At 70.4% G+C, this 25,669-nt stretch carries 21 protein-coding genes and 1 pseudogene; 15 read left to right on the plus strand and 7 right to left on the minus strand.

Annotation, left to right across the window (positions count from 1 at the left end; genetic code table 11):
* Positions 1-44 precede the first annotated feature (44 nt).
* The 10 genes from K1J60_RS10225 to K1J60_RS10270 all read left to right on the plus strand — a co-directional run bounded on the left by K1J60_RS10225 (position 45) and on the right by K1J60_RS10270 (position 9,378).
* A complete protein-coding gene (locus K1J60_RS10225; protein ID WP_033527571.1) occupies positions 45-1,736 on the plus strand; it encodes a nitrite/sulfite reductase in 1,692 nt (563 codons plus the stop codon).
* Positions 1,733-1,912 carry a hypothetical protein gene (locus K1J60_RS10230; RefSeq protein ID WP_220645939.1) on the plus strand — a complete coding sequence of 60 codons (180 nt, stop codon included), beginning with the start codon at positions 1,733-1,735 and terminating at the stop codon, positions 1,910-1,912. The genes K1J60_RS10225 and K1J60_RS10230 overlap by 4 nt, the downstream gene beginning before the upstream one ends.
* Positions 1,909-2,664: a phosphoadenylyl-sulfate reductase gene (locus tag K1J60_RS10235; RefSeq protein WP_220645940.1), complete on the plus strand. Its 756-nt coding sequence runs from the start codon at positions 1,909-1,911 to the stop codon at positions 2,662-2,664. The genes K1J60_RS10230 and K1J60_RS10235 overlap by 4 nt, the downstream gene beginning before the upstream one ends.
* Positions 2,665-2,714: 50 nt before the next feature.
* A complete protein-coding gene (gene cysC, locus K1J60_RS10240) occupies positions 2,715-3,299 on the plus strand; it encodes an adenylyl-sulfate kinase (protein ID WP_220651396.1) in 585 nt (194 codons plus the stop codon).
* Positions 3,296-4,234: a sulfate adenylyltransferase subunit CysD gene (gene cysD / locus K1J60_RS10245; protein WP_220645941.1), complete on the plus strand. Its 939-nt coding sequence runs from the start codon at positions 3,296-3,298 to the stop codon at positions 4,232-4,234. The genes cysC and cysD overlap by 4 nt, the downstream gene beginning before the upstream one ends.
* A gap of 2 nt (positions 4,235-4,236) precedes the next feature.
* Positions 4,237-5,571, plus strand: coding sequence for a sulfate adenylyltransferase subunit 1 (locus K1J60_RS10250; protein WP_220645942.1), 1,335 nt, complete (start codon positions 4,237-4,239; stop codon positions 5,569-5,571).
* 219 nt (positions 5,572-5,790) lie between these two features.
* Positions 5,791-6,903 carry an aliphatic sulfonate ABC transporter substrate-binding protein gene (locus K1J60_RS10255; RefSeq protein WP_220645943.1) on the plus strand — a complete coding sequence of 371 codons (1,113 nt, stop codon included), beginning with the start codon at positions 5,791-5,793 and terminating at the stop codon, positions 6,901-6,903.
* Between the two features lie 36 nt (positions 6,904-6,939).
* Positions 6,940-7,728 (plus strand): ABC transporter ATP-binding protein, encoded by a 789-nt coding sequence (locus K1J60_RS10260; RefSeq protein ID WP_033527577.1) that lies wholly within the window; start codon positions 6,940-6,942, stop codon positions 7,726-7,728.
* The gene (locus K1J60_RS10265; RefSeq protein ID WP_033527578.1) at positions 7,715-8,629 is read left to right on the plus strand and encodes an ABC transporter permease; all 915 of its coding nucleotides are present in this window, start codon (positions 7,715-7,717) and stop codon (positions 8,627-8,629) included. Before K1J60_RS10260 ends, K1J60_RS10265 begins: the two co-directional genes overlap by 14 nt.
* A gap of 5 nt (positions 8,630-8,634) precedes the next feature.
* Entirely contained in the window at positions 8,635-9,378 is a 744-nt protein-coding gene (locus K1J60_RS10270) for a sirohydrochlorin chelatase (RefSeq protein ID WP_220645944.1), read from the plus strand.
* Between the two features lie 166 nt (positions 9,379-9,544).
* Here the strand turns inward: K1J60_RS10270 and K1J60_RS10275 are convergent, their stop codons facing one another.
* The gene (locus K1J60_RS10275; RefSeq protein ID WP_220645945.1) at positions 9,545-10,093 is read right to left on the minus strand and encodes a DUF1697 domain-containing protein; all 549 of its coding nucleotides are present in this window, start codon (positions 10,091-10,093) and stop codon (positions 9,545-9,547) included.
* Positions 10,094-10,330: 237 nt separating this feature from the next.
* Between K1J60_RS10275 and K1J60_RS10280 the strand changes: the two genes are divergently transcribed.
* On the plus strand, positions 10,331-12,601 hold the full coding sequence (locus tag K1J60_RS10280) for an MMPL family transporter (protein ID WP_220645946.1): 2,271 nt from the start codon (positions 10,331-10,333) through the stop codon (positions 12,599-12,601).
* A 74-nt stretch (positions 12,602-12,675) separates the two neighbouring features.
* Here K1J60_RS10280 and K1J60_RS10285 read toward each other — a convergent pair whose 3' ends face one another.
* Both K1J60_RS10285 and mgt read right to left on the minus strand, forming a co-directional pair.
* The gene (locus tag K1J60_RS10285) at positions 12,676-13,620 is read right to left on the minus strand and encodes a CDP-alcohol phosphatidyltransferase family protein (RefSeq protein ID WP_220645947.1); all 945 of its coding nucleotides are present in this window, start codon (positions 13,618-13,620) and stop codon (positions 12,676-12,678) included.
* Between the two features lie 218 nt (positions 13,621-13,838).
* On the minus strand, positions 13,839-15,029 hold the full coding sequence (gene mgt / locus K1J60_RS10290) for a macrolide-inactivating glycosyltransferase (protein WP_220645948.1): 1,191 nt from the start codon (positions 15,027-15,029) through the stop codon (positions 13,839-13,841).
* 554 nt (positions 15,030-15,583) lie between these two features.
* On the opposite strand from mgt, the gene K1J60_RS10295 reads away from it, so the two are divergent.
* Positions 15,584-16,885, plus strand: a complete 1,302-nt coding sequence (locus K1J60_RS10295) for an RNA-guided endonuclease InsQ/TnpB family protein (RefSeq protein WP_220645949.1) — start codon at positions 15,584-15,586, stop codon at positions 16,883-16,885.
* Positions 16,886-16,902: 17 nt separating this feature from the next.
* Here the strand turns inward: K1J60_RS10295 and K1J60_RS10300 are convergent.
* A pseudogene (locus K1J60_RS10300) lies at positions 16,903-17,124 on the minus strand (sugar ABC transporter permease); the annotation flags it as partial.
* Positions 17,125-17,258: 134 nt separating this feature from the next.
* Here K1J60_RS10300 and K1J60_RS10305 point away from each other — a divergent pair.
* A complete protein-coding gene (locus tag K1J60_RS10305) occupies positions 17,259-18,122 on the plus strand; it encodes a phosphotransferase enzyme family protein (RefSeq protein ID WP_220645950.1) in 864 nt (287 codons plus the stop codon).
* Between the two features lie 16 nt (positions 18,123-18,138).
* Here the strand turns inward: K1J60_RS10305 and K1J60_RS10310 are convergent, their stop codons facing one another.
* The 3 genes from K1J60_RS10310 to K1J60_RS10320 form a co-directional block, all read right to left on the minus strand.
* Entirely contained in the window at positions 18,139-18,624 is a 486-nt protein-coding gene (locus tag K1J60_RS10310; protein WP_220645951.1) for a GNAT family N-acetyltransferase, read from the minus strand.
* On the minus strand, positions 18,621-19,343 hold the full coding sequence (locus K1J60_RS10315) for a 3'-5' exonuclease (RefSeq protein WP_220645952.1): 723 nt from the start codon (positions 19,341-19,343) through the stop codon (positions 18,621-18,623). Before K1J60_RS10315 ends, K1J60_RS10310 begins: the two co-directional genes overlap by 4 nt.
* 127 nt (positions 19,344-19,470) lie before the next feature.
* Positions 19,471-20,718, minus strand: coding sequence for an SAV2148 family HEPN domain-containing protein (locus tag K1J60_RS10320; RefSeq protein WP_220651397.1), 1,248 nt, complete (start codon positions 20,716-20,718; stop codon positions 19,471-19,473).
* 327 nt (positions 20,719-21,045) lie between these two features.
* Between K1J60_RS10320 and glgX the strand changes: the two genes are divergently transcribed.
* Together glgX and treY are read left to right on the plus strand one after the other, a co-directional pair.
* A complete protein-coding gene (glgX, locus tag K1J60_RS10325) occupies positions 21,046-23,175 on the plus strand; it encodes a glycogen debranching protein GlgX (protein ID WP_220645953.1) in 2,130 nt (709 codons plus the stop codon).
* A gap of 146 nt (positions 23,176-23,321) precedes the next feature.
* The gene (gene treY / locus K1J60_RS10330; RefSeq protein ID WP_220645954.1) at positions 23,322-25,646 is read left to right on the plus strand and encodes a malto-oligosyltrehalose synthase; all 2,325 of its coding nucleotides are present in this window, start codon (positions 23,322-23,324) and stop codon (positions 25,644-25,646) included.
* Positions 25,647-25,669: the final 23 nt, after the last annotated feature.

A 25,669-nucleotide genomic window follows, 5' to 3' on the forward strand; every position in this document is an offset into this window, starting at 1 on the left:
GGTCAGAGCCGATTCCCACGCCTTTCCCGAAGGACATACACACCATGGCCGCCACCCCGCAGAACCCCGCCACGCCCCGCCGCAAGGTGAGCCGTCACCGTGGTGAGGGCCAGTGGGCCGCGGGGCACTTCACCCCGCTGAACGGCAACGAGCAGTTCAAGAAGGACGACGACGGTCTCAATGTGCGGACACGCATTGAGACGATCTACTCGAAGCGCGGCTTCGACTCCATCGACCCCAACGACCTGCGCGGCCGCATGCGCTGGTGGGGCCTCTACACCCAGCGCAAGCCCGGGATCGACGGCGGCAAGACCGCGATCCTGGAGCCGGAGGAGCTGGACGACAAGTACTTCATGCTGCGGGTGCGGATCGACGGCGGTCGGCTCACCACCCAGCAGCTGCGGGTGATCGGCGAGATCTCGCAGGAGTTCGCGCGGGGCACGGCCGACATCACCGACCGGCAGAACGTCCAGTACCACTGGATCCGGGTCGAGGACGTCCCCGAGATCTGGGAGCGGCTGGAGGCCGTCGGCCTGTCCACCACCGAGGCCTGCGGCGACACTCCTCGTGTGATCATCGGCTCACCCGTTGCCGGGATCGCCGCCGACGAGATCATCGACGGCACGCCCGCGATGGAGGAGATCAGCCGGCGGATCATCGGCAACCCGGACTTCTCGAACCTGCCCCGCAAGTTCAAGTCCGCGATCTCCGGCTCGCCGCTGCTCGACGTGGCGCACGAGATCAACGACATCGCCTTCGTCGGTGTCCGCCACCCCGAGCACGGCCCCGGCTTCGACCTCTGGGTCGGCGGCGGTCTGTCCACCAACCCCAAGATCGGGCAGCGGCTCGGCGCCTGGGTGCCGCTGGACGAGGTCGCGGACGTGTACGAGGGCGTCATCTCGATCTTCCGTGACTACGGCTACCGGCGACTGCGCACCCGCGCCCGGCTGAAGTTCCTGCTCGCCGACTGGGGCACGGAGAAGTTCCGTCAGGTCCTGGAGGACGAGTACCTCAAGCGCAAGCTCGTCGACGGTCCCGCGCCCGACCAGCCGGTGGCCCGCTGGCGCGACCACGTGGGTGTCCACCAGCAGAACGACGGCCGCTACTACGTGGGGTTCGCCCCGCGCGTGGGCCGGGTGGACGGCACCACGCTGACGAAGATCGCCGACCTCGCCGAGGCGCACGGTTCCGGACGGGTCCGGACCACCGTCGAGCAGAAGATGATCGTGCTCGACGTCACCGAGGAGCAGGTCGACTCGCTCGTCGCCGGCCTGGAGGCCCTGGACCTCACCGTGCACCCGTCGCCGTTCCGGCGCGGCACGATGGCCTGCACCGGCATCGAGTACTGCAAGCTCGCCATCGTCGAGACGAAGGCGCGCGGCTCCCTGCTGATCGACGAACTCGAGCGCCGGATCCCGGAGTTCGACGAGCCGATCACCATCAACATCAACGGCTGCCCGAACGCCTGTGCGCGTATCCAGGTGGCGGACATCGGTCTCAAGGGACAGCTCGTCCTGAACGACGAGGGCGAGCAGGTCGAGGGCTACCAGGTGCACCTGGGCGGCGCGCTCGGCCTGGAGGCCGGTTTCGGCCGCAAGGTGCGCGGCCTGAAGGTCACCGCCGACGACCTGCCCGACTACGTGGAGCGCGTGCTCAAGCGCTTCCAGGAGGAGCGCGAGGACGGCGAGCGGTTCGCCGCATGGGTCACGCGCGCTTCCGAGGAGGCGCTGTCGTGAGCGAGCGAGCCGCGCCCTTCTACTGCCCCTACTGCGGTGACGAGGACCTGCGCCCGAACGAAGAAGGTCACGGGGCGTGGGAATGCGGGGCGTGCAATCGAGCCTTCCAGTTGAAGTTCCTGGGGCTGTTGTCCCGGGGGCTGCAACGAGCCGACAGCGGAGGGGATCAGATATGACTGCCGTTCAGGCGGATTCCGATACATCCGCGTCCCAGGCGGACGCGGCCGACCCGGACGCGGCCGAGCGCGCCGAGCTCAAGGCGCTCGCCGAGCAGGCCGGCCGTGACCTGGAGGACGCCTCGGCCCTGGAGATCCTCCAATGGGCCGTGGACACCTTCGGCAAGCGCTTCTGCGTGACCTCCTCCATGGAGGACGCGGTCGTCGCGCACCTCGCCTCCCGGGCCAGGCCCGGCGTCGACGTCGTGTTCCTGGACACCGGCTACCACTTCCCGGAGACCATCGGCACCCGGGACGCCGTCGAGGCCGTGATGGACGTCAACGTCATCACGATCACCCCGCGGCAGACGGTCGCCGAGCAGGACGCCGAGTACGGCCCCAAGCTGCACGACCGCGACCCCGACCTCTGCTGCTTCCTGCGGAAGGTCAAGCCGCTCGAAGAGGGCCTGACCCGCTTCGACGCCTGGGCGACCGGACTGCGCCGCGACGAGTCCGAGAGCCGGGCCAACACCCCGGTCGTCGGCTGGGACGACAAGCGCGGCAAGGTCAAGATCTCCCCGATCGCCCGCTGGACACAGGACGACGTGGACGCGTACGTGGCCGAACACGGCGTGCTCACCAACCCCCTGCTCATGGACGGCTACACCTCCGTGGGCTGCGCCCCCTGCACCCGGCGGGTGGCCCCCGGCGAGGACGCGCGGGCGGGCCGCTGGGCGGGCAACGCCAAGACCGAGTGCGGGCTGCACCTGTGACCGCCGCAGCGCGTGCCGAGACCACTGACACCACCGAGAACACCGTCCCCGTGACGGCCCCCGTTCCTGTGACGAACCAGGAGAACCCAGTGACGACCGGAGCCACCGGAGCCACCGTCTGGCTCACGGGTCTGCCGAGCGCCGGCAAGACCACCATCGCCTACGAGCTCGCGGCCCGCCTGCGCGAGGACGGCCACCTCGTGGAGGTCCTCGACGGCGACGAGATCCGTGAGTTCCTCACCGCGGACCTCGGCTTCAGCCGCGCCGACCGGCACACCAACGTGCAGCGCATCGGCTTCCTCGCCGATCTGCTCGCCCGCAACGGCGTCAAGGCGCTCGTACCGGTCATCGCGCCGTACGCCGACAGCCGCGAGGCGGTCCGCAAGCGCCACGCGGCGAGCGGTGCCGCGTATGTCGAGGTGCATGTGGCGACGCCGGTCGAGGTGTGCTCCGTACGCGATGTGAAGGGGCTGTACGCCAAGCAGGCGGCCGGTGAGATCTCCGGGCTGACCGGCGTGGACGACCCCTACGAGGCTCCCGAGACCCCGGATCTGCGCATCGAGTCGCAGGACCAGACGGTCCAGGAGTCCGCGGCGCTGGTCCACAAGCTGCTCACCGAGAGGGGTCTGGCATGACGACGACCGTCGCCGCCGTCTCCGGGGAGACCGGCACCCCGTACACCCTGTCGCACCTGGACGCGCTGGAGTCCGAGGCGGTGCACATCTTCCGCGAGGTGGCGGGCGAGTTCGAACGGCCGGTGGTCCTCTTCTCCGGCGGCAAGGACTCCATCGTCATGCTGCACCTGGCGCTGAAGGCCTTCGCGCCCGCGGCGGTCCCCTTCTCGCTGCTGCACGTGGACACCGGACACAACTTCCCCGAGGTCCTCGACTACCGCGACCGCACCGTGGCCCGCCACGGGCTGCGGCTGCACGTGGCCTCCGTCCAGGACTACATCGACCGCGGGGTCCTGCGCGAGCGCCCCGACGGCACCCGCAACCCCCTGCAGACCGTGCCGCTGACCGAGAAGATCCAGGCGGAGAAGTTCGACGCCGTCTTCGGCGGTGGCCGCCGGGACGAGGAGAAGGCGCGCGCCAAGGAGCGGGTGTTCTCGCTGCGGGACGAGTTCTCCCAGTGGGACCCGCGCCGTCAGCGCCCCGAGCTGTGGAACCTCTACAACGGCCGCCACGCGCCCGGCGAGCACGTCCGCGTCTTCCCGCTCTCCAACTGGACCGAGCTGGACGTCTGGCAGTACATCGCCCGCGAGGGCATCGAACTGCCGGAGATCTACTTCGCCCACGAGCGCGAGGTGTTCCGGCGGGCCGGGATGTGGCTGACCGCCGGCGAGTGGGGCGGCCCCAAGGACGGCGAGACCGTCGAGAAGCGTCTCGTCCGCTACCGGACCGTGGGTGACATGTCCTGCACGGGTGCCGTCGACTCCGACGCGACCACGCTGGACGCCGTGATCACCGAGATCGCCGCCTCCCGGCTCACCGAGCGGGGTGCGACCCGTGCCGACGACAAGATGTCCGAGGCCGCGATGGAAGACCGTAAGCGCGAGGGGTACTTCTAGGCATGAGCACCATCACCGCCGAGGAGCTCTCGGCCACCACGCTGCTGCGGTTCGCGACCGCGGGTTCCGTCGACGACGGCAAGTCCACCCTGGTGGGCCGGCTGCTGCACGACTCCAAGTCGATCCTCACCGATCAACTGGAGGCCGTGGAACGGGTATCGGCCGACCGCGGCCAGGAAGGCCCCGACCTCGCGCTGCTCACCGACGGCCTGCGGGCCGAACGCGAACAGGGCATCACCATCGACGTGGCCTACCGCTACTTCGCCACCACCCGCCGCCGCTTCATCCTCGCCGACACCCCCGGCCACGTGCAGTACACCCGCAACATGGTCACCGGCGCCTCCACCGCCGAACTGACGGTGATCCTGGTCGACGCGCGCAACGGCGTCGTCGAGCAGACCCGGCGGCACGCCGCGATCGCCGCGCTCCTGCGGGTCCCGCACGTCGTGCTGGCCGTCAACAAGATGGACCTCGTCGCGTACGAGGAGCAGGTCTTCGCGGGGATCGCCGAGGAGTTCACGGCGTACGCGTCCGAGCTGGGCGTCCCGGAGATCACCGCCATCCCGATCTCGGCGCTGGCCGGTGACAACGTGGTGGAGCCGTCCGCGAACATGGACTGGTACGGCGGTCCGACCGTCCTGGAGCACCTGGAGACGGTCCCGGTCGCGCACGACCTGAGTCACTGCCACGCCCGTCTGCCCGTGCAGTACGTGATCCGGCCACAGACCGCCGAGCACCCCGACTACCGTGGTTACGCGGGCCAGATCGCCGCCGGTTCGTTCCGCGTCGGCGAGTCGGTGACCGTGCTGCCGTCGGGCCGGACGTCGAAGATCTCCGGCATCGACCTGCTGGGCGAGCCGGTCGACGTCGCCTGGACCACCCAGTCGGTGACCGTCCTGCTGGAGGACGACATCGACATCTCGCGCGGCGACCTCATCGTGCCCAGCAAGGACGCGCCCGCGACCACGCAGGACATCGAGGCGACCGTCTGCCATGTGGCCGACCTGCCGCTCACGGTGGGCCACCGGGTGCTGCTCAAGCACGGCACCCGCACGGTCAAGGCGATCGTCAAGGACATCCCCTCCCGGCTGACGCTCGACGACCTGTCCCTGCACCCGCACCCGGGACAGCTCGTCGCCAACGACATCGGACGGGTGAAGGTCCGTACGGCGGAGGCGCTGCCGGTCGACTCCTACGCCGACTCCCGCCGCACCGGTTCCTTCATCCTGATCGACCCGTCCGACGGCACCACGCTGACGGCCGGCATGGTCGGCGAGTCGTTCGCCTCCCCGGAGCCCGTCAAGGACGAGGCCGAGGACGACGGGTGGGACTTCTGACATGAACCCTCAGGACTACTACGCGACGTTCGCGAAGGAGGGCGGCCGTGTGGGCAGCGGCGCCCTCGGAAGCGGGCAGGGCGGAGTGGCGCGATGTGTGCGATGACGTACGCGCACCGCATGCGCGCCCTCACCCCCCACCGCCGTAGACGAAAACCCGACCTCCCGGCCACGACCTGAGAGACCGTGACCGCCGGGCCTCCGAGAGGAACACCTCCCGTGCCTGCACTTCGCCGCTCCGCCGCCTTCCGGCGCACGTTCGCGGCCCTCACCGCTCTTCCTCTGCTCACTCTCGCCGCCTGCGGTTACGGCTCCCAGGCCAAGGACGACGACACCGTCGAGGTCGCCGCCGGGGCCAAGAAGATCGAGGGTCTCGACACCGTCAAGATCGGCTACTTCGGCAACCTGACCCACGCCACCGCCCTGGTCGGGCGGCAGGAGGGCATCTTCCAGAAGGAGCTCGGCGCCACGAAGGCCGAGTACGCGGTCTTCAACGCCGGGCCCTCCGAGATCGAGGCGCTCAACTCGAAGTCGATCGACATCGGCTGGATCGGCCCCTCCCCGGCGATCAACGGCTACACCAAGTCCGCCGGCAAGGGTCTGCGCATCATCGGCGGTTCGGCCTCCGGTGGCGTGAAGCTCGTCGTCAACCCGGACAAGATCAAGTCCCTGAAGGACGTCAAGGGCAAGAACATCGCGACGCCGCAGCTCGGGAACACGCAGGACGTGGCGTTCCTCAACTGGATCGCCGAGCAGGGCTGGAAGGTCGACGCCGAGAGCGGCAAGGGCGACGTCTCCGTGGTCCGTACGGACAACAAGATCGTCCCGGACGCCTACAAGTCGGGCTCGATCGACGGTGCCTGGGTGCCGGAGCCGACCGCGTCCAAGCTGGTCGCCGAGGGCGCCAAGGTGCTGCTGGACGAGGCCGACCTGTGGCCGGACAAGAAGTTCGTGATCACGAACATCATCGTGCGGCAGGACTTCCTCAAGGAGCACCCCAAGGTCGTCGAGGCCGTGCTGCGGGGCGCGGTCAGGACCAACGCCTTCATCGACTCCGATCCGGAGAAGGCGAAGGAGGCGGCCAACGCCCGGCTGAAGGAGGACTCCGGCAAGGCGCTGGACGCCAAGGTCCTCGACCCGGCGTGGAAGTCGATCCAGTTCACCAACGACCCGCTGGCCGCCACCCTCAACACCGAGGCGGAGCACGCCGTCAAGGCCGGTCTGCTGGAGAACCCGCTGCTCGACGGCATCTACGACCTGTCGATCCTCAACAAGGTCCTGAAGTCCGAGGGCGAGTCCGAGGTCGACGACGCCGGTCTCGGCGTCAAGTAACCCCGCAGTCCGCCACGTTCCCAGGAGGTGACGACCATGGCCACCGCACTCGCCAAGGCCGCCGACGGCACCGAGGCCGTCGAGCACGCCGCCCGTATCGAGCACGTATCGAAGTCCTTCGCCGGGCCGACCGGGCAGCAGCTGGTGCTCGACGACATCACCCTCGATGTCGCTCCGGGCGAGTTCGTCACCCTTCTGGGGGCCTCGGGCTGTGGCAAGTCCACCCTGCTGAACCTGGTGGCGGGGCTCGACGCCCCGTCCCAGGGCAGCATCACGACCGACGGGCGCCCCGCGCTGATGTTCCAGGAGCACGCCCTGTTCCCGTGGCTGACCGCGGGCAAGAACATCGAACTCGCCCTGAAACTCAGGGGGGTCCCGAAGAACGAGCGGCGCGAGCGCGCCGAGGACCTGCTCTCGCTGGTCCGGCTGAAGGGCGCGTACGGCAAGCGGGTGCACGAGTTGTCCGGCGGTATGCGTCAGCGGGTGGCGCTGGCGCGGGCCCTCGGCCAGGAGAGCAAGCTCCTGCTGATGGACGAGCCGTTCGCGGCGCTCGACGCGATCACCCGGGACGTGCTGCACGACGAGCTGACCCGGATCTGGGAGGAGACCCAGCTCTCCGTCCTGTTCGTCACGCACAACGTGCGCGAGGCGGTGCGCCTCGCGCAGCGCGTGGTGCTGCTGTCCTCGCGTCCGGGGCGGATCGCCCGGGAGTGGCGGGTCGACATCCCACAGCCCCGCCGTATCGAGGACGCTCCGGTGGCGGAGCTGTCCCTGGAGATCACCGATGTCCTTCGTGAGGAGATCCGCCGTCATGGCCAGCAGTGAGACGAGGGCGACGGACAGGATCGACGCCCCGGCCGCCGACAAGGACCGGCTCGGGGCGGTGGAGGCGGGCCTCGACGCCCTGGAGACCCCCGGCACCGGCCGGCCTCCCTTCAGCCAGACGTTCCGGCAGAAGATCGTGCCGCCGATCACCGCGGTCCTGCTGGTGCTCGCGGTGTGGCAGGGGCTGGTGTCGTTCGGCGTCGTCACCGACCCGGGCAAGCTGCCCCCGCCGTCCGCCGTGTGGGACGCGGCGGAGCAGGCCTGGCTGGAAGGCAAGCTGCTCGGCTACATCTGGACGAGTGTCTCGCGTGGCCTGTTCGGCTTCCTGATCGCGCTGGCGATCGGCACACCGCTCGGCATCCTGGTCGCCCGGGTGCGGTTCGTGCGGGCGGCGATCGGTCCGATCCTCTCCGGTCTGCAGTCGCTGCCGTCGGTGGCGTGGGTGCCGCCGGCCGTGGTCTGGCTGAGCCTGAGCGACCAGATGATGTACGCGGTGATCCTGCTCGGCGCGGTCCCCTCGATCGCCAACGGTCTGGTCTCCGGCATCGACCAGGTGCCCCCGCTGTATCTGCGGGCGGGCCGCACCCTGGGCGCCACCGGACTCCAGGGCGCCTGGCACATCGTGATGCCGGCCGCGCTGCCCGGTTATCTGGCCGGTCTGAAGCAGGGCTGGGCGTTCTCGTGGCGCTCGCTGATGGCGGCGGAGATCATCGCCAACCACCCCGATCTCGGTGTCGGTCTCGGCCAGTTGCTGGAGAACGGCCGCACCAACATCGACATGGCCACGGTGTTCCTCGCCATCTTCCTGATCCTGCTGGTCGGTATCGCCATCGACCTGCTGATCTTCAGCCCGCTGGAGCGGCGGGTCCTGCGCGGCCGCGGCCTGCTGGTGAAGAGCTGATCCGCATGGTCAGGAAGCCGGTCCTCCTCGTCGTCGCCCACGGCAGCCGCGACCCGCGGCACGCCGCGACCGTGCACGCCCTGGTGGGGCGGGTACGGGCGATGCGCCCCGGGCTGCGTGTGGAGACCGGCTTCCTGGACTTCAACCTCCCCTCGGTCCAGGGGGTGCTGGAGTCGCTGGCGGCAGAGGGCGTACGGGACGTGGTGGCCCTGCCGCTGCTCCTGACCCGCGCCTTCCACGCCAAGGCCGACATCCCGGCGGTCCTGCGCGAGGCACCACCGGGTCTGCGCATCCGCCAGGCGGAGGTGCTCGGCCCGTCCCCCCTGCTGCTGTCGGCCCTCGAACGCCGGCTGTACGAGGCGGGGCTGAGCCCCGCCGACAAGTCCTCGACCGGGGTCGTGCTGGCCTCGGCGGGGTCCACCGACCCGGAGGCGATCGCGGTGATCGCAGAAATCGCGCGGGAGTGGCGGCACACCGGTTGGTGCGCCGTGCGACCCGCGTTCGCCTCCGCGTCCCTCCCCCGCACGGAGGACGCCGTACGGGAGCTGCGGGCCCTCGGCTGCGCCCGGGTGGCCGTGGCGCCGTACGTCATCGCGCCCGGCCGCCTGCCGGACCGGATCGTCGCCGGCGCGGACGCGGCGGGCGCGGACGTCCTGGCCGAGGTGCTCGGCCCCGCCCCCGAAGTGGCCGCGCTGCTGCTGCGCCGGTACGCCGGCGCGCTCCGGCAGGGGCAGCTCACCGCGGCCTGAACCGCCGTCGGCGGCGGTCCCGTTCAGGCGCAGGCGCAGGCGCAGGCGCAGGCGCAGGCGGCCAAGAAGAAGCGTGGGTCCGTCGTCGCACTACCCGGCCTGGACGACCTGGATCGACCAGTCGTCTGGCGGGGTACGGCCGGCGCGGGTGTCGGCGCCGATCCGGTCAGCCGGCCCGCGTCAGTTCCGCCAGCTTCACCACCGTGTTCCAGTTGCGGGTCGTGGCGGTCAGGCCCTTCAGGAGGCGGGGCTTCGACAGGGTCTCCGCGAGCTTGGAGCGGCCCAGGCCGTCGGGGGCGTAGAGGTACAACGCCCGGTCCCCGATCCTGAACTCCTCCGGCAGGAAGGCCGGTTGGTCGATCCCCTCGAAGCGGGCCGCGTCCACGGTCTCCGACAGGTACGTCACGTGCAGCTGCTTGCCCTCCAGCTCCGCCGCCGGGAACGGGCACGCCTCCCGGACGCCTTCCAGATACCCGTGGTCGCGCACCAGGACGTCCACCGTGAAGCCGAACTGCTTCGCGATGGCCGCCGTGAGCTCGGCGGCGAGGGAGTCCTCGTCGCCGTGGTCGCTGGTGAAGACCGCGTTGCCGCTCTGGAGATAGGTGGCCACACCGCCGTGGCCGAGGCCGGTCAGGAGGGTGCGGAGGTCGGCCATCGGGACCTTCTTGCTGCCGCCCACATTGATCCCGCGCAAGAGCGCCGCGTACGTCGTCATGGGCTCACGATAAGCACCGCGGGGCCGGGACCACCCTGAGGGGCGGCCCCGAGAACCCGGGATGGGTGTAAGGGGCCACTGTCCTCCCTGGTGCGGAGGGAGCGGGGTCCGAGGGGAGGACCCGTAGGCCGTGGGGTTCACCGGACAGCACGACGAGTTGCCCTTATCCGGCTCATACCTTCGAGACGAAAGGTGGCGGCAGGGGGTCGCCATCGCATGCGAGGGGGCTGGCCCGACATGGGGAACGGAGAGGTACGGGTGCGGGGGATCGCCGCCCGGGCGGGCGGCTGGAGCGCCCGGCACCGCTGGGCGGCCGTCGGGGTCTGGATGCTGTTCGTCGTACTGGCGATGGGGATCGGCTCGGCCGTGGGCTCGGTCGAGGTCAAGGACAGCGATCAGCTCAAGGGGGAGACCAGCACGGCGGCCCACATCATCGAGGAGGCCGGGATCGAGGAGCCCGCCGGGGAGACCGTCCTGATCCAGGCGAAGGACGACCGCACCCGGGCCACGGACTCCGCGTTCCGGGCCGCCGTCGACGACGTGATGAAGGCCGTCGAGAAGACCGGCGAGGTCACGGACGTGACCTCGCCGTACGACACGCGGACGATCTCGAAGGACGGCCGCAGCGCTCTGGTGCAGTTCGACGTGCGGGGCGCGTCGGACACCGCCGGCGAGCGGATCGAGCCGGTGCTGAAGGCCGTCGCGGACGTCCAGCGGGAGCACGGGACGCTGCGGATCGAGGAGATCGGCGGCGCCTCCATGATGAAGACGTTCGACGACGCCTTCGGGGACGACTTCCGCAAGGCCGAGTACTCGGCCGTGCCGGTGGCGCTCGGCATCCTGCTGATCGCGTTCGGCGCGGTCGTCGCGGCGCTCCTGCCGGTGGCGCTGGCGATCACCGCGATCATCGCGACGATGGGTCTGATGGCCATCGTCAGCCATGTGATCCCGATGAGCGACACCGCCAGCTCCGTGATGCTGCTGGTGGGTCTGGCCGTCGGCGTCGACTACTGCCTGTTCTATCTGCGCCGTGAACGCGAGGAGCGGGCGGCGGGCCGCGACGCGCAGGCCGCGCTGCGGGTGGCCGCCGCGACCAGTGGCCGCGCCATCGTCGTCTCCGGTGTCACGGTGTGCGTGGCGATGGCGGGCATGCTGTTCACCGGACTCGCCGAGTTCGAGGCGATGGGCCTGGCGTCCCTGATGGTCGTCGCCGTCGCGATGGTCGGTTCGGTCACGGTGCTGCCCGCGCTGCTGTCGCTGCTGGGCGAGCGGGTCGAGAAGGGGCGCATCCCGTTCCTGCACCCGGACAAGCGGCGCGGGAACGGCCGCTCCGGGGGCGGTTCGGAGAGTCGCTTCTGGAACGCCGTCCTGCGGGTCGTGCTGGCCAGGCCGGCGCTGTCGCTGGTCGTGGCGAGCGGCGCGCTGCTCGCCGTGGCGGCGCCCGCGATCGGGATGAAGACGCAGAACCTGACACTGGACCAGGAGTTCGGCGACTCGCTGCCGATCGTGCAGACCTACAACCGGGTCAACGAGGCCTTCCCCGGAGGTTCCGAGCCGGCCGAGGTGGTCGTGAAGGCGAAGGACATCAACGCCCCGGAGGTGCGGGCGGCGCTGGCCGACTTCAAGGAGGAGGCCGTCGCCTCGGGCGCCTCGCGCGGCCCGGTGGAGATCAAGGTGCACGACGCGCGGAACGTGGCGTTCGTGTACGTGCCGTTGGTCGGCGGCTCCGACCAGGACGAGGCGGGCACGAGCCTGGACAAGCTGCGCGACGAGGTGCGGCCCGCCACGCTCGGCAAGGTCGAGGGAGTCGAGGCGCCGGTCACCGGGCAGGTCGCGGGCAACCAGGACTTCAACGACCAGCTGGTCGGCTCCGTGGTCCCGGTCTTCGCCTTCGTGGTGGTCTTCGCCTTCCTGCTGATGCTGCTGTCGTTCCGCTCGCTGACGATCGCGGCGACCTCGATCGTGCTGAACCTGCTGTCGGTGGGCGCCGCGTACGGCATCCTCGTCGCGGTCTTCCAGCACGGCTGGGGTGCCTCGCTGGTGGGCGCGGAGGGCGTGGGCGCCATCATCACCTGGCTGCCGCTGTTCCTGTTCGTGATCCTGTTCGGACTGTCGATGGACTACCACGTGTTCGTGGTCTCGCGCATCCGTGAGGCGCGGCTGCGGGGGCGTACGACGACGGAGGCGATCCGGCACGGTGTGGTCACCACGGCCGGGGTCGTGACCAGCGCCGCCGTCATCATGGTCGCCGTCTTCGCGATCTTCGGGACGCTGTCCATGCAGTCGATGAAGCAGATGGGTGTGGGCCTCGCGGCGGCCGTCCTCATCGACGCGACGATCATCCGGGGCGTGCTCCTCCCGGCGGTGATGGCGCTGCTCGGCGAGCGCAACTGGTACCTGCCGAAGTGGCTGAACCGGCTGCCGGACCTCACCCACGACGAGTCCCCGGAGCCGGAGCCGGTTCCGCCGGCCGACCGGGACGCGCGGGACGAGCGGGTACGGGTCTGATCGGGTCCCGAGCGCGGGTGTGGGCCGGGGCGGCGTCACCGCCCCGGCCCACACCCGTGTCCGTGCCCGTCGGTTCAGGCCGCCTTGGCGACGTCCCCCCGGTCGAAGGAGTCGAGGGTACGGGTGAAGTCACGGGTGGAGAGCAACAGCTTGTAGACGATGGCCAGTTCGAAGACGAGCAGCAGGACACCGGAGACGATGGTCGTCGTCATCACCGAGTCGACGATCGGGCCGATCATGAAGACGCCCATCTGGAACTCGATGCCGCTGATCAGGTGGGGGCGGACCCGGTGGCGCAGCAGGAAGGACCGGATGCGCAGATAGAGGGGGAAGCGGCGGCGGAACTCCTGGTGCAGGTCGACGACCTGGGTCTGCGGCGCGGCCTGGGTGACCTCGGCGGCGGCCGTACGCAGGTCCTGTTCGATGTCGGCCTCGGGGTTCTCGCGCAGCAGGTCCTCCATGAAGGCCAGTTCACGCTCGTTCTCGGCGCGGCGGGCCTCACGGAGCCGGGCCTTGATCTGCTTGCGCATGGTGTGGCGGACCTTGAAGGTCTCCAGGGAGTTGATGTAGCGCAGCGCGTCGCAGCCGATGACGGCGGCGGCGAGCCAGATGTAGAAGGTCTCTCCCGTGCGCTGGTACTGCCCGGCCATCAGGGCCACCGAGCACGCCGCGACCCGGACCCGGTCGAAGACGAAGTCGAGCCAGGCCCCGAACACGGACCCCTGGCCGGTGAGGCGGGCGACCTTGCCGTCCATGCAGTCGAGGATGAAGCTCAGGTGGTAGACGACGGCGCCGGCGATCAGCCAGCGCCAGTCGCCCAGCGCGAAGAAGGCGGCCGAGACCAGACCCAGCAGGAAGGCGCCCCAGGTCAGCTGGTTGGGCGTGATCCTCGTGTACTTCGCGGTCAGCCGCACCAGGGGTGTGGCGACCGGGTCGACGAGCAGCACGGTCCACCAGGCGTCCCGCTTCTTCTGCGTGAGGCGGCGCACTTCCGCGAGGTCGGGTATGTCTCGGCGCATGGGTCAACTTCCTGGCGTTCGAAATGAATTCATCCTCAGCTTGGAAGTCGTTCACCCGAGGCACAAGAACCGCCGGACACAACCTTTCGGAGGGGGTAACGGTCGAACCCGGTAACAGAGTCAGTGCGCGTTCCGTGCGGACCCGGCGTTACCTGAACGTAACCTAAAAAGTGCCGTGATTTCACGGTAAGCGTGGAACCAACCGGCTTGCCCGGCTATCAGGGTGTTCCGAGTTCCGCCTCGATGAGGTCGGCGGCCCGCCGGGTGCCGCCCTCGCCCGCCATCTGCCGCTGGATCTCCTTGAGGCGTCGCGCCACTTCCGGGTCGTCGACGAGGGTGAGGACCGCCTCGCGCAGGGTCTCGGCGGTCGCCTCCTCCATGGGCAGATGGCGGGCGACACCGAGCGACTGGAGCATCTCGGCGTTGCCGAACTGGTCGACGGCCTGCGGTACGGCGACCATCGGGGTGGCGGTGGCGAGCCCTTCCTGGCTGCCGCCGGCGCCCGCGTGGGTGATGAACGCGTCGGCCTGCCGGAGGACGGCCAGCTGCGGCACCCAGTCCCGGACCTCCACCCGGGCCGGGATCTCCCCCAGCTCCGCCGGGTCGACGTGCCGGCCGACCTGGAGCACCAGATGCCAGCCGGGCAGCTCGCCGAAGGCCCGCACGCACGCGCGGTAGAAGTCCGGCTGCTTGGTGAAGGCCGACCCGAGTGAGACGAGGAGCACCTTCTCCGCGTCGGCCGGCCGCTGCCAGTCGCCCTGCGCCGCACGGTCGCCCTGGCAGGCGCCGACGAAGGTGTAGCGGCTCTCGTCGACCCGGTCGGCGTTCGGCTGGAGCGCCTTGGGGATGAGGACGAGGGAGCGGGCGGGCCTGCCGACGAACGGGTCGGGGTGCTCGGTGATCCCGTTCTCCTGCAGCCAGGCCTGGAAGCGGGCGTAGTACGCCTTGCCGCGTTCCGTCCTCTTCGGTTCGGCCCACATGGGCTCGGCGACCTCTTCCTCGTAGCCGGTCCAGGCGACCAGGTTCGGGGAGAGGGAGATCGCCTTGACGCCCCAGCGGTGGGCGAGGACGGCCGCCGGGTACGAGGTGATGTCGTGCAGCACGAGGTCGGGCTCGTCGCCCTCGTAGGCCTCGACGAGCTGCGGCAGGGCCTGGATCGCGTCCTCCAGGAAGGGCTCGACGTTGTCGAGGAGCGTGCTCCCCCACGCCTCGGGGTCGGCGTCGGGGCCGGGCAGGGTCGAGTGCCAGATCTTCGGCTCGGCACCGGTCTCGGCCACCTTCTCCGCGAAGGCCGGCGGGATCGCGTACGTGACCCGGTGACCGCGGGCCACCAGCTCGCGGATCACTTCGAGACTCGGGTTCACGTGACCGTGGGCGGCGATGGAGAACATGGCGATGTGGGAGGTCATGCGCCGACGATATGCGAGACGATACGTCTCGTGCAACTTCTTTGGCGGTGGTCGTGGGGTGCGTTGTCGGGTGCGGGTCGGGTGGGGGTTGCTCGCGCAGTTCCCCGCGCCCCACCCGTGCCCGCACCCGTCCAACGCACTCAATCGCCCATCCCCTCACCTCTGACAACGCGCCGGCACGCGGTTCCCGTCGTCCTGCAACCGCTCCCGCAGCTCACCGATGCCGATCGACCCGGTGTAGTAGTCCTGGTACCAGGGGGTGGCGACCTTGTCCTCCCGCTTTGCTTGTCGGACAGGTGCCCGGGCCCTTCAGGACCGGAGTGAATGCCCGCTCCCGCGTAACTGGGCAGAGGAAGCCGAATCGTCACCAGGGCGACTCGGCGTCTCGGAAAGGACGATGGGTAGGGGTCGGCCTCAAAGCGTTTGTGGTGTCGGCGGGTTGGGACCCTGTGGTCAGGGTTGCCCAGGTAGACGAAGACGCTTCGGGCCACTCTCACGAGTGACGTTGATCGAAGACGTGCGCGGCAGAGGAACGCGGTGGCTAGGTTCGCGGCATGTCACGTTTCCGGATGTATCCGTCGCCCTCGCAGGCCGAGCAGATGCTCACACACTGCTCGCACGCCCGATACGTCTGGAACCTCGCCGTCGAGCAGCACTCGCACTGGCGCCGTTGGCGCAGGAGCCCGCCCGGTTTCGCGGAGCAGTGCCGTCAGCTCACCGAGGCGAGGCGCGACAACGCATGGCTGGGCTCGGGGAACGCGGACGTGCAGCAGCAGGCCCTCAAGGACTTCGCCCGGGCCAAGAACGCCCGCTTCACGTCAGGGTTCGGAGAGCCAACCTGGCGCAGGAAACACGTTCACGAGGGCTTCCGGGTCATCGGCACCGACCGCGTACCGGAATACCACGCGGACGGATCACCGAAGCTGAACACGAAGACCGGCAGGCAGGTCATGGGCCGCTCGGTCGTAGTGCAGAAACTCAGCCGGCGATGGGCTCAGGTCAGGGTGCCCGGCTGCGGCTGGGTCCGCTTCCGTCTCAGTGCCAGAGGTAAAGGTGCGCGGCTGCCCGAGGCGAAGACGGTCCGGGTCACCTTCCGCAACGGGCAATGGCACATCGCGTTCGCAGTCATCCCCGTACCGGCCCCGGCGCCCGGGACGGGTGAGGTGATCGGCATCGACCGGGGTGTCACGATCACCGCCGCACTGTCGGACGGCCGGAAGCTGAACTGCCCCCAGCTCACCGTCAAGGAACGCGCCCAGATCCGAAAACATCAGCGGCGGGCGGCGCGAGCCCCGAAGGGCAGCGCCGCCAAGGCGGCCGAGCATTCGATGGTGGCCAGGCTCAAGGCGCGGGAGGCGAACCGGCGCAAGGACTGGTGCGAGAAGACCAGCACCATGCTCGCCCGCAGTTACGACCTTATCCGGTTCGAGAAGCTGAACATCAGGAACATGACCCGCTCCGCGAAGGGAACCGTGGAGCAGCCCGGCAAGAACGTGCCGCAGAAGTCCGGCCTGAACCGGTCGATCCTCGCCCAGGGCTGGGGCCTGCTGCGGCAGCGCACCGAGCACAAGGCCCCCGGCCGGGTCGAGGACGTACCCGCCCCCTACACCAGCCTGCGATGCAGCGCCTGCGGATGGATCGACGAGAACTCGCGCAAGAGCCAAGCCGAGTTCGCCTGCTCCTCCTGCGGCTTCACCTGTAACGCGGACACCAATGCGAGTATCAACGTCGCGGCAGGACAGGGCGGGATCCCCCGCCCCAGGCGTTCAGCCTGTGCCGGAGGGACGACACCGCCCACCAAGCGGTCGAGCGTCCGTGAACCTCAACCCCAATGGGTTGGAATCCCCCTCTCTTGAAGAGGGGGAGGATGTCACCGGGTGGGCTCGGTCCGGCCGGACTGCGCGTCGGTGAACGCCAGCGCGATCCCGTACAGCAGCGGTCCGACGCTGAGCACCAGGATGGGAATGAGCGCGGGCAGCACCAGGAACCAGGCGCCGTGGTCGATCAGGCGCCGGTCCGGGCCGTCCGCCGGGGTGCGCCGTTTGGCCGGTCGCGGGCGTTGCGGCTTCGCGGTCGCCAAGGTCATGTCCGTCATGGTGCTGAGGGCATGACAGGGCGTCAAGGCACCGCGCACCGGGTCCGACCTGTGCGAATGCGAGACTGGCCCCTGAATGGCGTGAACCCGTTGCTACGAGCGCGGCGTCGGCGGTACGGACAGGGAGGCGGCGGATGGACGAGGCACGGGCCAGGGAGGTACTGCTCGCGGCCGAGGTGCTGCCCGGCGCGGCCGGCACGGCACGGCTGCTCGCACTGGGCGAGAACGCCGTGTTCGCCGCCGGTGACCTGGTGGTCAAGGTGGGCCGCGACGCCGAACTCCTCGACCGGGCCCGCCGCGAGCTGGACGTCGCCGCCTGGCTCGCCGAGGCGGGCGTCCCGGCGGTGCGGGCCGCCGAGGCGAAGGCACTGCTCGTCGAGGGACATCCGGTGACGGTGTGGCACCGCCTGCCCGATCCCGTACGCCCCGCCGGACCGCGCGATGTGGCCGAACTCCTTCGGCTGGTCCACGCGCTGCCCACGCCGCCCTTCGACCTGCCCCGCCGTGAGCTCCTCGGCGGCGTGGAGCGCTGGCTGCGCCTCGCCGGTGACGCGATCGACCCGGCGGACGCGGCGTATCTCCGTGAGCGACGGGACGGGTTCGCGGCGGCCGCGGCCGCACTCACCCCGCACCTGCCGCGAGGGCCGATCCATGGCGACGCGCTCCCCCGCAACGTCCACATCGGCCCGGACGGCCCGGTCCTCGTCGACCTGGAGACCTTCTCCGGCGACCTCCGCGAACACGACCTCGTCGTCATGGCCCTCTCCCACGACCGCTACGGCCTGCCGACGCGGGACTACGACACCTTCACCGCCACGTACGGCTGGGACGTGCGGGAGTGGGAGGGCTGCTCGGTGCTGCGGGGCGCCCGTGAGACGGCGAGTTGCGCCTGGGTGGCGCAGCACGCGCCGAGCAACCCGGCGGCGGTGGCCGAGTTCGAACGCCGGGTCGCCTCGCTGCGCGACGGGGACGAGACGGTCCGCTGGTATCCGTTCTGATCCGGGCGGGGCCGGCTCAGGCGGCCGGGAGTATGAGCACCACTTCGTCGATCTCGGCGTCGCGGGCGCGGGCGAAGCCCCGGTCCTGGCCGGTGATGACGAAGCCGCACTTCTGCAGGACACGGATCGAGCCGCTGTTGTCGGCGGCCGCGTAGGCGTGCAGGGGACGGGTGGGCACGAGGTCGATCAGGGCGGTGAGGGCGGCCGTGGCGATGTTCCGGCCCCAGTGGGCGCGGTCGATCCAGTAGGTGACCTCGCGTTCGTCCGGTGGGCCGAAGACCGCGATCGAGCCGACGACCTCACCGTCGGCGACCACCGTGCGGTTCAGCACCCCGGGGTCGGCGCGGAGCTTCGCCCAGTGGCCGTCGAAGAGCGCCCTGTCGTACTGGTACGCCCCGGTGAAGGCGGCCACCCGCTGTGCCTCGGGATCGGACCAGTGCCTCCAGAAGAACGGCAGGTCGCCGTCGCGTACTTCGCGCAGGGAGATCTCCGTGTCGGTCATACCGTTTCGTCCTCCAGTTCGCGCAGGGGCCAGGTCGCGTCCACGGCCGCCTCGGGGTTGCCCTTGCGGCGCAGGAATGCCTGGAAGTCGGCGGCCCACTCCGCGTACCACTCGATCTGGCGGCGGTGCAGCTCGGCCGGGCCGAGGGCGGCGACCTTCGGGTGACGCCCGGCTATCGCGCGGGCGAGCCGGGCGGCGGCCAGGGCGTCGGCCGAGGCGTCGTGCGCGGCGTCCAGCGGCACGCCGTACTCCCCGCAGACCGCTTCGAGGTTGCGTTTGCCGCGGCGATAACGGTCCACGGAGCGGTCGATCGTGTACGGGTCGATGACGGGCGCCGGGTCGAGGCCGCCGAGCCGGTCGCGCAGGGACGGCAGGGCGTGCCGGCGCAGCTCGGCGGAGAGCAGGGTCAGATCGAAGGCCGCGTTGTACGCCACGACCGGGACGCCCGTCTTCCAGTAGGAGACGAGGACGTCGGCGATGGCGTCGGCGACCTGGTCGGCGGGTCTGCCCTCGGCCGTCGCACGGGCGTTGGTGATGCCGTGCACGGCCACCGCATCCGCCGGGATCTCCATGCCGGGGTCGGCGAGCCATTCCCGGTGTCCGACCGGCTCCCCGTCCTTGACCTCGATCACCGCGCCCGTGACGATACGCGCCTCGCGCGGGTCCGTCCCGGTGGTCTCCAGGTCGAAGCCGATCAGCAGCTGCCGGTGCCAACCCATGCTGGCCCCCCTTCTTGGTGGTGCTTTCCCCCAGTGACGACCACCATCGCATGGGCCACTGACAATCCGAGGACCGCATTCCGCTTCCCCGCGCTCCGGGCCCGCCGGCACGGCGTCGGGGCGCGCTTCACGACACCGGTCGGGAGTCCGCCCACGCCACTTCGAACTCCTCGCGGTATGTGTCGAAAAGGCCGACTTCGCCGTTCTCGTTCGCCTTGAGGACCCGGTTGCCTCCGCGCAGGACGAGGACGGGCGCCTCCATGCCCCGGGTGCGCCGCAGATAGGTCTGGACGACCGCGACACCGTCCGTGCCGTCGCCGTCGACGAGGTAGGCGGTGAAGCGCGGCGTCTCGTCGTAGACCTGGATCTCGAAGGCGTCGGGGTCGCGCAGCCGGGAGCGGACCCGGCGCATATGGAGGATGTTCATCTCCACGGCCCGGCTCAACTCACCGCGCTTTATCCCCAGTTCGCGCTCGCGTCGCTTCACCGCGCTGGAAGCCGGGTTGAGGAAGAGCAGCCGCACCCGGCAGCCGGCCTCGGCGAGCCGTACCAGCCGCCGCCCGGAGAAGTTCTGCACGAGGAGGTTCAGGCCTATGCCGATGGCGTCGAGGCGGCGGGCACCGCCGAACAGGTCCTCGGCGGGGAACTGCCGCAGCAGCCGCACCCGGTCGGGATGGACGCCGACGACGTCCGCGTACCGGTCGCCGACGAGGTCCTCGACCGCGTCGACGGGCAGCCGGCGCGCGGAGGGCACGTCGCTGCCGGCTCCCAGGATCTCCAGCAGCTTGGCGGAGGCGCGCTCGGCCTGGGCGAGGACCGCCTCGGAGAGGGCCCGGTTGCGGGAGACGACGTTGCGGGTGACCTCCAGCTCGTCCATGGCCAGTTCCACGTCGCGCCGCTCGTCGAGGTACGGCTCGAAGCAGGGCCAGTGCTGCACCATCAGCTCGCGCAGCTGCGGGAGGGTGAGGAAGCTCAGCACGTTGTCGTCGGCGGGGTCGAGCAGATAGCCCTTGCGGCGGCTGACCTCGCGGACCGCGACGGCACGCTGCACCCACTCCTGTCCGGCGGGGCCGGCGGCGGCGACCACCCAGTCGTCGTGGTGGACGGGCTCGTAGATGGGCCGCAGCACGGCGGCCACCACGGCGCGCAACCGCTGTTCGACGAGGTTCAGCCAGATGTAGGCGCGGCCGGCCCGCTGGGCGCGCGTACGCACTTCGAGCCAGGCGTCGGCGTTCCAGTCCAGTTCCGGGCCGATGGAGCCCCGCTCCATCGGCCGCGCCAGGGACACCGCGCCGGGTGGGACATCCGTGGGGTCCCCCTCGTGACCCGTGTCGCCCGCGTCACCAGGAGGCAACTCCAGCCCTCCCGAGCCCACCCACACACCGCCTTCCGCTCCCCCGAGCTCACCCCTACGCAACGATCAAGGAAGGGTACTCCGGTAGCGGGTGACGATACAGCCGGATGGGCAGGTCGTTTCTCAACTACCGCACGTCACTTGGCTGTTCCGGGGAGCCACCGCCCGAGGAGTGAGGCGATTCATAGCGGCCGGGCCACCGGGAGCCGACGCCGGCGGCCCTCGGAGCGTCACGATGTGGCCACCGCTGGGCAGGAGGGACGTATGTCCTAGGAGGTTCCGTCAGTTTGGGGGAGACTCCACCCGGAGTCGCCCCAGCGGCGCGCGACAACTGGAAGAGTCGTATCCATGCAGGTCTGGCCTGGACAGGCGTATCCGCTCGGCGCCACGTACGACGGCGCCGGTACCAACTTCGCGGTCTTCTCGGAGGCCGCGCACCGAGTAGAGCTGTGTCTGCTGGACGACGACGGCTCCGAGACGGCGGTGGAACTGCGCGAGACGGACGCGTTCGTGCGGCACGCGTACCTGCCCGGCGTGATGCCGGGGCAACGGTACGGCTTCCGCGTGCACGGCCCGTACGCGCCGGAGCGGGGGCTGCGCTGCAACTCCGCGAAGCTGCTGCTCGACCCGTACGCACGTGCCATCAGCGGCTCGGTCAAGTGGGGGGAGGAGGTGTACGGCTACCACTTCGGCGCACCCGAGGAGCGCAACGACCTCGACTCGGCTCCGCACATGATGACCTCGGTCGTGGTCAACCCGTACTTCGACTGGGGCGACGACCGGCGGCCCCGCACCGAGTACCACCACACGGTGATCTACGAGGCCCATGTGAAGGGCCTCACCATGCGGCACCCGGGGCTGCCCGAGGAACTGCGCGGCACCTACGCGGCGCTCGCCCACCCGGCGATCATCGAACATCTGACCGAGCTGGGCGTGACGGCGCTGGAACTGATGCCCGTACACCAGTTCGTGAACGACCACCGGCTGGCCGACATGGGCCTCAGCAACTACTGGGGCTACAACACCATCGGCTTCTTCGCCCCGCACAACGCGTACGCCTCTTGGGGCGACCGGGGTCAGCAGGTGCTGGAGTTCAAGTCGGCGGTCCGGGCACTGCACGAGGCCGGGATCGAGGTCATCCTCGACGTGGTCTACAACCACACCGCCGAGGGCAACCACCTGGGCCCCACGCTCTCCTTCAAGGGCCTCGACAACCCGTCGTACTACCGGCTGACGGACGACCCGCGCTACTACATGGACACGACGGGCACCGGCAACTCCCTGCTCATGCGGTCCCCGCACGTGCTGCAACTGATCATGGACTCGTTGCGGTACTGGGTCACCGAGATGCACGTCGACGGGTTCCGCTTCGACCTCGCCGCGACCCTGGCCCGGCAGTTCCACGAGGTGGACCGGCTGTCGTCGTTCTTCGACCTCGTCCAGCAGGACCCGGTGGTCTCCCAGGTGAAGCTGATCGCCGAGCCCTGGGACGTCGGCGAGGGCGGCTACCAGGTGGGGAACTTCCCGCCGCTGTGGACCGAGTGGAACGGCATGTACCGGGACACCGTGCGGGACCTGTGGCGGGGCGAGCCGCGGACGCTCGCGGAGTTCGCGTCCCGGCTGACCGGCTCCTCCGACCTCTACCAGGACGACGGACGACGCCCGCTCGCCTCCATCAACTTCGTGACGTGCCACGACGGCTTCACCATGCGGGACCTCGTCTCCTACAACGAGAAGCGCAACGCGGCCAACGGCGAGGACAACCGGGACGGGGAGAGCCACAACCGGTCCTGGAACTGCGGTGCCGAGGGCGAGACGGACGACCCCGCGGTGAACGCGCTGCGGGTCCGGCAGATGCGGAACCTCATCGCGACGCTGATGCTGTCGCAGGGCGTGCCGATGCTCAGCCACGGCGACGAGTTCGCGCGGACCCAGGGCGGCAACAACAACGCCTACTGCCAGGACAACGAGGTGTCCTGGGTTCCCTGGCCCGCCGCGGAGGACGGAGAGGGCGCGGAGGTCCACGGGGATCTGCTGGAGTTCACGCGGGCGATGGTGTGGCTGCGCAAGGACCATCCCGTCTTCCGGCGGCGGCGGTTCTTCCACGGCCGGCCGGTGGAGGGGACGCACGACGAACTGTCGGACATCGCGTGGTTCACACCGCAGGGGCGGGAGATGGTGCAACGGGACTGGGACTCGTCACAGGCGGGTGCGCTCAGCGTCTTCCTGAACGGGAACGCGATCTCCGAGCCGGGTGCGCGCGGCGAGCGGATCAGCGACGACTCGTTCCTGTTGATGGTCAACGCGTCGGCGGCGGAACTGGACTTCGTGGTACCGGTGAACCACGGGCCGCAGTGGCAGATGGTGGTGGACACCGGGCGGGAGGACGCGGTTCCGGTGGACGGGCCGAAGGTGGCGGCCGGGGAGCGGGTGCGGTTGGTGGACCGGAGTCTGGTGGTGTTCCGGAGGCCTGCGTAGGGTGCGGGATTCACCGTAAGGGGTGACGGTCCGATGTGGGGTGCGGGTGGTTCGTGGCTGGTCGCGCAGTTCCCCGCGCCCTAAAAACCCCGCGTCCTCGCGTGTCAGGGCGCTCCAAGTCTCGTGTGGTGGGTACGTAGGTCTGCATGACCTCTGTCGTGCCTGCCGCCACCTACCGACTTCAGCTTCAGCCCGGGTTCCCCTTCTCCGCCGCCGCGGCGGCCGTGCCGTACATCGCCTCGCTCGGCGTCTCCCATCTGCACCTCTCCCCCGTTCTGGAGGCGGTGCCGGGGTCGACGCACGGGTACGACGTGGTCGATCACGGGCGGGTGCGGGGCGAACTCGGCGGTGAGGAGGGGCTGCGGGAGCTGGCCCGGACCGCGCGCGCCCATGGACTCGGGCTCGTCCTGGACATCGTCCCCAACCACATGGCCATGGCGCCCCGGCACAACCGGGCGCTGTGGGAGGTGCTGCGGGAGGGGCCGGAATCGGCGTACGCGCGGTGGTTCGACATCGACTGGGAGGCGCAGGGCGGCCGGGTGCTGCTGCCGGTGCTCGGCGGGCCGCTGGGCGCGGAGATCGAGCAGTTCGTGGTGGACGGGCGGGAGCTGCGGTACTACGACCACGTGTTCCCCCTGCGGGAAGGCACCGAGAAGCTGCCGTTGCCACAGCTGCTGGACGCGCAGTGGTACCGGCCGGCGTGGTGGCGGCTGGCCCGTACGGAGTTGAACTACCGGCGGTTCTTCAGCATCTCGGAGCTGATCGGGGTGCGGGTCGAGGAGCCGGAGGTGTTCGACGCGACCCATGCGAAGATCCTCCAGCTGCTGGACGAGGGTGTCGTCGACGGGCTGCGGGTCGACCACCCCGACGGGCTCGCCGATCCCGACGCCTACCTGCGGCGGCTGCACGAGGCGACCGGTGGGCGGTGGACCGTCGTCGAGAAGATCCTGGCCGACGGGGAGACGCTGCCCGGGGCGTGGCCGGTCGCGGGGACCACCGGCTACGACGCGCTGCGGCACGTCGACGGGCTGTTCACCGATCCGGCGGGGGCCGGTGAGCTGCTGGGCCGGTACCGGCAGTTCACGGACGCGCAGTCCGACCGGGGCGGGGAGTGGGACGCGACCGTACGACGGGCCGCGTACCGGGTACTCACGCACGAGCTGGTCGCGGAGGTGGAACGGCTCACCCGGGTGGCGCACCGGTTGTGCGAGCGCTCCGACGAGCTCGCGCTGCGCGACCAGGCGCCGTGGGCGCTGCGCACCGCGCTGTGCGAGCTGCTCGCGCGGATGGAGGTGTACCGGCCGTACACCTCAGAGGACCCCTCCCTCGTCGTCACCGAGGAGGCCGCGGCCGAGGCGCGCGCGCTGTTCGTGGTGCCCGAGGAGGCCCGGTCGGTGGACGCCGTACGGGATCTGGTGCTGGGCCGGGGTGAGGGGCCGGACCATGTGGAGTTCCGGGCCCGGTTCGCGCAGACCTCGTCGGCGCTGCGGGCGAAGTCGGTGGAGGACACGGCGTTCTACCGCTATGTGCCGCTGCTGTCGGCGAACGAGGTGGGCGGCGATCCGGGAAGCCCGGCCGTGTCGCCCGAGGACTTCCACGCCTACTGCGCGCGGGTGCAGCGCGACTGGCCGGCCACCGGGACCGTGTTGTCGACCCATGACACCAAGCGCAGCGCGGACGTGCGGGCGGCGATCGCGGTGCTCGCGCAGTGCCCGGGGCGGTGGGCCGACCTGCTGGCGGAGGTGACGGGGGACGGCGCGGGAGTGCCGGATCCGCAGCTGGCGTGGGCGGCCTGGCAGACGGCGTTCGGGCTCGGCCCGGCGGCCGGGGAACGGCTTCGGGGGGCCCTGCTGAAGCATGTGCGGGAGGCCGGGCTGCACACCTCCTGGACCGAGCAGAACCCGGCGTACGAGCAGGAGGTGGCGGACTTCGTCGCACGGGGGCCGGCCGTGGACGCCAGGGTGGCCGCGCTGCGCGAGGAGTTGGCGCCCCATGTGCGGGCGAACGCTCTCGGCGCCGCCCTGGTGCAGCTGACGATGCCGGGGGTGCCGGACGTGTACCAGGGGACGGAGGCCGAGTACCGGGCCCTGGTGGACCCGGACAACCGGCGGGCCTTCGCTCCGCACGAGGACGGGTCGGAGAAGTTCCGGCTCACCGAGGCGGCGCTGCGGCTGCGCGGGCGACGGCCGGCGGTCTTCGGGGACGCGGCGACGTACGCGCCGCTGGCGGCGCGGGGGGAGGGCGCCGAACACTGTCTGGCCTTCACCCGCTCCGGTGAGGTGGTCACGGTGGTGACCCGGTTGTCGCTGCGCCTGGCGCAGGCCGGAGGCTGGCGTGACACCCGACTGGCGCTGCCCGAGGGACGGTGGGCCGAAGTGCTGTGCGGAGAGCGGGAGTTCACGGGCGAGGTGCGGGTCGAGGAGCTCTTCGGGACGCTGCCGGTCGCGCTGCTGGAGCGGGTCGGCGCGTGACCGACACCAGCGCCGGGTGACGG

Source organism: Streptomyces akebiae, from assembly GCF_019599145.1.
GTDB classification, from domain to species: Bacteria; Actinomycetota; Actinomycetes; order Streptomycetales; family Streptomycetaceae; genus Streptomyces; species Streptomyces akebiae.